The organism is Pseudomonas sp. P5_A2_2 (assembly GCF_054177685.1).
Genome location: NZ_JBGCUL010000190.1, coordinates 1 through 6,777 on the forward strand (window position 1 = coordinate 1; position 6,777 = coordinate 6,777).

Below are 6,777 nucleotides of genomic sequence, written 5' to 3' on the forward strand. Positions count from 1 at the left end.
TGATACACCGCTATCGTCGGAACGCCGCCCGGAGCAAGCTCACTCCCACAAAAAGCCAATCTACACAGGGTTTGATCAGCCCTTGAAAGTTTCACCCGCCGGCAGTTTTTCCTTGCTGCGCCAGTGCGGCAGGGAGTTCCAGTAGCGCTGGCCCTTGGCGTCGTCGTACATGCCTTCCCAGCGAGCGATAACCAGAACAGCCAGGGCGTTGCCGATCACGTTCAGTGCGGTACGGGCCATGTCCATGACGCGGTCGACACCGGCGATGAACGCCAGGCCTTCCAGTGGAATACCGACGCTGCCGAGGGTAGCCAGCAGTACCACGAAGGACACGCCCGGTACGCCGGCGATGCCTTTGGAGGTGACCATCAACGTCAGTACCAGCAGCAGCTGCTGACTGATCGACAGGTCGATGCCATACAGCTGGGCAATGAAGATCGCCGCGATGCTTTGGTACAGGGTCGAACCGTCGAGGTTGAACGAGTAACCGGTCGGCACCACGAAGCTGCAAATGGCTTTCGGCGCGCCGTAGGCTTCCATCTTCTCGATCACGCGCGGCAACACGGTTTCGGAGCTGGCGGTGGAGTAGGCCAGTACCAGCTCATCCTTGAAGATGCGCATCAGCTTGATCACCGAGAAGCCGAACAGGCGAGCGATCAGGCCCAGGATCACGAAAGCGAAGAAGGCGATGGCGACGTAAACCAGGATCACCAGTTTGGCCAACGGTATCAGCGACGCGAAGCCGAAGTTGGCCACAGTCACCGCGATCAGTGCGAACACGCCGATCGGGGCGTAGTTCATGATCATGTGAGTGACCTTGAACATGCTTTCCGATACGCCCTGGAACATCTTCACCAGCRGCTCGCGCAGGTCCGCCTGCAGGCTCGACAAGCCGAGACCGAACAATACGGAGAAGAAGATGATCGGCAGCATTTCGCCGCGAACCATGGCCGCGAAGATGTTCGACGGGATCAGGTTGAGGATGGTTTGGACGAACGCGTGTTCATGCTGAACCTCGGCCGCCGTGGCCTGGTACTTGGAAATGTCCACAGTGCCCAGGGTGCTCATGTCGATGCCGGCACCCGGATGGAACAGGTTGGCCAGCAGCAGACCGACCACGATGGCGATGGTGGTGACGATCTCGAAGTAAATGATGGTCTTGAAGCCGATACGCCCCAGCTTCTTGGCATCACCGACGCCGGCAATGCCGACAATCAGGGAGGAGATGACGATCGGGATCACGATCATCTTGATCAGACGGATAAAGATATCGCCTGCCGGTTGCAGGACGTTGCTGATCCACCAGGCTTTTTCGGCACTGAAATGGTTGAGCAGCGCACCGATTGCAATCCCCAATACCAAACCGATGAGGATCTGCCAGGCGAGGCTAAGCTTTGCCTTCTTCATATCTTTACCCTTAATTGTTGTTTGACTCAGGGAGATGCACGAACTGGAACGCTTATGGCGAAAAAGTCTAGTGCATCTACCCCCGTATAAGGTGCCCCGGAACGCGTGTTTATGGCTCTCCGGCAGGCGAAAAAGGCGCAACTATTCCGATGCAAGGGAGCGCCGTCTAATGCCGTAAACGCCTACCCTATGCCGAATCGGCATGAAGTTTTTTTAGTAAACCGCGCGTCCCAACCGGTTCGAATACGACATTTCGGCAGGTATAAGTGCCGTGAACCGGTCATCATAGAGCAGATTGAGTGTTTTTTGAGCAGTGGCCGAGAATTGATTTTTCAGCAGAATCCCGCAGGACGAAGCGAAAAATCGCGGCCAAAAAAAAGTGATTTTTCTCGATATACGGTCGCTGGTGAAACACCGGGAAAAGTATTTTCCGACGTTACCAGGACAAGAACGCGAGAACGGTGAGGAAGCCGAGACGAGCGCTCTATTTCAATGTGTTGCGTGATCAAGCCCTTCGCAAGCCCGTCGAACCATGGCGGTCCGGCGAACTTGCGCAGCAGCTTTTCCTGACCCGGCCCTTGCGCAGGCACTCGCTGTACCCGTAGGTCACTCCGCCCCTGAAACAGGCAGAACATCCCGACCCCTTGGTCATGCGCCAGCCTTCCTCAGGTGACGCAGGTGGAATGAGGCGCTGTGGCCTCCCTCATGTGTGTACTTCAATACCCGTTCGGATCTTTCTTCGTTTGCTCCATCGACAGGGCGGCTGCCAGTGCCTTGAACAAACCGTTCATGTCAGCTTCGACCGCGACGGCCAAAGAAGAAGGAAGCAACGAACATCACCAGGAACACGACAAACAGAATCTTGGCGATACCTGTGGCGGTGCCCGCGATACCACCGAAACCCAGTACGGCAGCGACTATGGCGATGATCAGGAATGTGATTGCCCAGCTCAACATGGTAATTCTCCTTACGCTTGTGTTTAGAGGTGCTGCGTTTCCCGGCGCATCGTGTACGCAGAAGTTTTGCCTAGAACACCCAATGCTCCTGATGACGTATCTCACCCACAGGCCCGGTCTGGTCGACATCCATCATGCGCATCGGGGTGGTGTCGGCCTGAAGACTACTGACAGCACTGAAATGGGTTTGGGTCGGATGCGGAATCGACAGGCGTGGCGCTTCCGGCTGCTGACTCTGCTCCCAGCGCAGAAACTGCTGGCCGCCGATCAGGGTGATCAACAGCGCCAGAACAGCAAGCAGTCCTTGCTCGATATGCACAGGCGAGAAGTGCAGGTAGGCGGCGCGTTGGCGGTTCATCCTGGATCTCCTGCCACTCGGGTCGGTATTCGATAGCGGGCGTCTGTTTTTGAATGCCCTGGTTAACCAGACAATTGCAGCCCACATGCCAGCTTTGACTCAATTTAATTTTCTTTAATTTCAATATCTTACAATCATCAAAAAAATCACTTCGCACGCATCCTGCACGATGCCACTTGCGCGGTCGTGCGTATTGCATGATTCGTTTGAAGGAGTGCGTAAATTTTTTGAATTGAGAGGAGGGCGCGGATGTCAGAAATACACGCTGGTTTTTGTAAGAAACCGGGCATCCATTAAAAGACCGGCGAAATCAGGTGGCTAAGCGATACATGGGATGAAAGCTACCCTGCCATGATCGGAATGGCTCAGAATCAATCATGCAACTTGCCCKATTTCTCCGAGACCAAATAAAGATTATTCATTAAGGAGCGTAGGAAAATGGAATCAGCCACTGAGCATCAAGGCCGCATTCTGCTGGTGGATGATGAGTCCGCCATCCTGCGTACTTTCCGTTATTGCCTCGAAGACGAAGGCTACAGCGTGGCTACCGCCACCAGCGCAGCGCAGGCAGAAGCCCTGTTGCAGCGACAGGTCTTCGACCTGTGCTTCCTCGATTTGCGTCTGGGTGAAGACAACGGCCTTGATGTGCTGGCCCAGATGCGTATTCAGGCGCCCTGGATGCGGGTGGTGATCGTCACCGCGCACTCAGCGGTCGACACCGCAGTGGATGCGATTCAGGCCGGTGCCGCTGACTATCTGGTCAAACCGTGCAGCCCCGATCAATTGCGGCTGGCAACCGCCAAGCAACTGGAAGTGCGGCAACTGTCGGCGCGACTGGAAGCCCTGGAAGGTGAAGTACGCAAGCCCAAGGATGGGCTGGACTCCCATAGCCCGGCCATGAAAGTGGTACTCGAAACCGCCCGCCAAGTTGCCACGACCGATGCCAATATCCTGATTCTTGGTGAATCCGGTACCGGCAAGGGCGAACTGTCCCAAGCCATTCACGGCTGGAGCAAACGCGCGAAGAAATCCTGCGTCACGATCAACTGCCCGTCACTGAACGCTGAACTCATGGAGAGCGAACTTTTCGGCCACAGCCGTGGCGCCTTCACCGGTGCCAGCGAAAGCACCTTGGGCCGAGTCAACCAGGCTGATGGCGGTACGCTGTTTCTCGACGAGATCGGCGACTTTCCCCTGACATTGCAGCCAAAGTTGCTGCGTTTCATTCAGGACAAGGAATATGAGCGCGTCGGTGATGCGGTGACCCGTCGCGCCGATGTGCGCATCCTCGCGGCCACCAACCTCAACCTTGAGGACATGGCCCGCGACGGTCGTTTCCGAGAAGACCTGCTCTATCGCCTGAATGTCATTACCTTGCACCTGCCACCGCTACGCGAACGCCGCGAAGATATTCTCAACCTCGCCGATCGTTTCCTCGCACGCTTCGTCAAGGAATACGCCCGTCCCGCGCGCGCCTTCAGCGACGAGGCGCGGGAAGCACTGCTGGGCTATCGTTGGCCGGGCAACATCCGTGAGCTACGCAACGTGATCGAGCGGGCGAGCATCATCTGTCCGCAGGAGCGGGTCGAGATCAGTCATCTGGGCATGGCCGAAACCCCGGTCCACAATGCACCGCGTATCGGCGCGGCTCTGAGCCTGGATGAACTGGAAAAGGCCCACATTGGTGCGGTCCTCGCCACCGCCGACACGCTGGACCAAGCGGCGAAAACCCTGGGCATCGACGCCTCGACGCTGTACCGCAAACGCAAACAGTACAACTTGTGAGCAACAGCGGATGAAACTGGCGATGAAATTGCGGACCCGGCTGTTCCTGAGCATCTCCGCACTGATGACCATCGCGTTGCTCGGGCTCTTGCTCGGGCTGGTCAGCGTGATGCAGATGGCCGGCAGCCAGGAAGTGCCCACCCGCAAAAACTTCGTCACTCTGGACCTGGGGCTCAAACTGCGTCAGACCCTGGGTGATCAACTGATCATCATGCTCAGCGAGAAACCTGACTCYGCCGCTTTCGCCGCCTCGAAGCAGCATTACTTCGAACTGCTCGAGGAAGGCATCGCCCAGGAGCCAGCGCAGACTGGAAGCGAGTACGGCTTCAGAAAAGCCAAGGCCGACTACGAGCGCTTTATCCAGGCTTATGAAACGTCCCCGGACCCGTCGAATGTGCTCGGCAGCCACAGCAACCTGACGGAAAAACTCAACGCGCTACGCAATGGCCTGATCGCCGAGCACAAGCGCGCACTGGATAACATCAAAGATACCGAGCGCCAGGCCCGGGAGCAGGCGCAGCTGATTGCCGGGTTGCTTGGCCTGGTGGCGCTGGCGGTGCTGATCGTCGGCTTCGTGACCGCGCAGGCCATCGCCCGGCGCTTCGGGGAGCCCATCGAGGCTTTGGCCAAGGCGGCGGACAATATCGGCCAGGGCAATTACGATGTCACCCTGCCGATCTCTTCGGCGGTGGAGCTGAACCAGCTGACCCGGCGTTTCGGGATCATGGCCCAGGCGCTGCGTGAGCATCAGGCCACTAACGTCGATGAACTGCTGGCCGGTCAGCAGCGTTTGCAGGCTGTACTCGACAGCATTGACGACGGACTGCTGATGATCGACCGTCAGGGCCATCTGGAACACCTTAACCCTGTGGCCCAGCGTCAGCTGGGCTGGGAATCCGATCGTCTGGGTCTAGGGTTGGGAACGGCGCTGGAGCGCCCCGAACTCGATGAGCAGCTACAACTGGTGCTGCGCGGCGGCACGCTGGAGCGGGCGCCGKAAGACTTGAGCATCGAAGTCGATGGCGAGTCGCGACTACTGACCTATAGCCTGACCCCGGTAAGCCATACCCAGGGACATATTCTCGGTGCCGTGATGGTGCTGCATGACGTCACGGAACAGCGTGCCTTCGAGCGGGTACGCAGCGAATTTGTATTGCGCGCCTCCCATGAGTTGCGCACACCGGTCACCGGCATGCACATGGCTTTCGGATTGTTCCGCGAGCGCGCTCACTTTGCCCGGGATTCCCGGGAAGCCGACCTGCTCGATACCGTGAATGAAGAGATGCAGCGGCTGATGCAGTTGATCAATGACCTGCTGAATTTCTCCCGTTACCAGAACGGCTTGCAGAAACTCACCCTGGCGCCGTGTTCCATCGAGGCGTTGCTGGAACAGGCTCAGTCACGCTTTGCCACAGCGGCCGAAGAGAAGGAAATCAATCTGCTGGTGGATGTGCAGGGACCTTTGCCGCGATTACAGGCCGACCAGCCACAACTGGACCGGGTACTCGACAACTTGCTCGACAATGCCTTGCGTCACACCGGCTCCGGCGGGCGAATACGCCTGCAGGCCCGGCGCCACGGCGACCGGGTCATCATCAGTGTCGAGGACAACGGTGAAGGCATCGCCTACGGTCAACAGGGGCGGATCTTCGAGCCGTTCGTACAGGTCGGACGCAAAAAGGGCGGGGCCGGGCTCGGCCTGGCCTTGTGCAAGGAAATCGTGCAATTGCATGGCGGGCGCATGGGCGTCTACTCCCGGCCGGGGCAAGGTACTCAGTTCTACATGGCGCTGACCGTTTAGCTCACCTTCACGCCTCGTCATCCAGACGTCGGCCAGCGCCGGCCAGGCGTCGGCCCCGGGTTATCAATTCAATGAACTGCACGGCGCTCAGCGCGCGGGCGAACAGCCAACCCTGGCCGAACTTCACGCCTTCACTGCTGAGGAATTCGGCCTGGGCCTCATGTTCGATGCCTTCGGCAATCACCTTCAGGTGCAGCGACTGGGCCATGTGAATGATGTGCGGGGCCACACCACTGCTGGCGGCGTCATGGCCCAACGCATCGATGAACGCCTTGTCGATTTTCAGGCAATCCACCGGCAGGGTTTGCAAATAGGCGAGACTGCAATAGCCGGTGCCGAAGTCATCGATCAACACCTGGTGCCCGACATCCCGTAACGATTGCAGGTTTTCCCGGGCCACCACCACATCGACCAGCCCGCGCTCGGTGACCTCAAAGGCAATTTGCCGTGCAGCGACACGGTGCAGGGT

The 6,777-nt window shown here is 58.2% G+C and carries 6 protein-coding genes; 2 read left to right on the top strand and 4 right to left on the bottom strand.

From position 1 onward, the window contains the following. Positions 1-75: 75 nt before the first annotated feature. From gltP to ACXRVY_RS13500, 3 genes are all read right to left on the bottom strand, one after another. Complete coding sequence (gltP, locus tag ACXRVY_RS13490; RefSeq protein WP_458237544.1) at positions 76-1,407, bottom strand: glutamate/aspartate:proton symporter GltP; 1,332 nt, start codon at positions 1,405-1,407, stop codon at positions 76-78. A gap of 792 nt (positions 1,408-2,199) precedes the next feature. Beyond that, positions 2,200-2,364, bottom strand: coding sequence for a DUF1328 domain-containing protein (locus ACXRVY_RS13495; RefSeq protein ID WP_223459238.1), 165 nt, complete (start codon positions 2,362-2,364; stop codon positions 2,200-2,202). 70 nt (positions 2,365-2,434) lie between these two features. Continuing rightward, positions 2,435-2,722: a hypothetical protein gene (locus ACXRVY_RS13500; RefSeq protein ID WP_223459236.1), complete on the bottom strand. Its 288-nt coding sequence runs from the start codon at positions 2,720-2,722 to the stop codon at positions 2,435-2,437. A 438-nt stretch (positions 2,723-3,160) separates the two neighbouring features. Here ACXRVY_RS13500 and algB point away from each other — a divergent pair, with 438 nt between their 5' ends. Together algB and ACXRVY_RS13510 are read left to right on the top strand one after the other, a co-directional pair. Continuing rightward, positions 3,161-4,507: a sigma-54-dependent response regulator transcription factor AlgB gene (algB, locus tag ACXRVY_RS13505; protein WP_223459234.1), complete on the top strand. Its 1,347-nt coding sequence runs from the start codon at positions 3,161-3,163 to the stop codon at positions 4,505-4,507. Between the two features lie 10 nt (positions 4,508-4,517). Next, entirely contained in the window at positions 4,518-6,308 is a 1,791-nt protein-coding gene (locus ACXRVY_RS13510) for an ATP-binding protein (RefSeq protein WP_458237545.1), read from the top strand. A 7-nt stretch (positions 6,309-6,315) separates the two neighbouring features. Here the strand turns inward: ACXRVY_RS13510 and ACXRVY_RS13515 are convergent. Continuing rightward, positions 6,316-6,777: EAL domain-containing protein (locus ACXRVY_RS13515; protein WP_458237546.1), on the bottom strand; the 462-nt coding region annotated here is incomplete at its 5' end.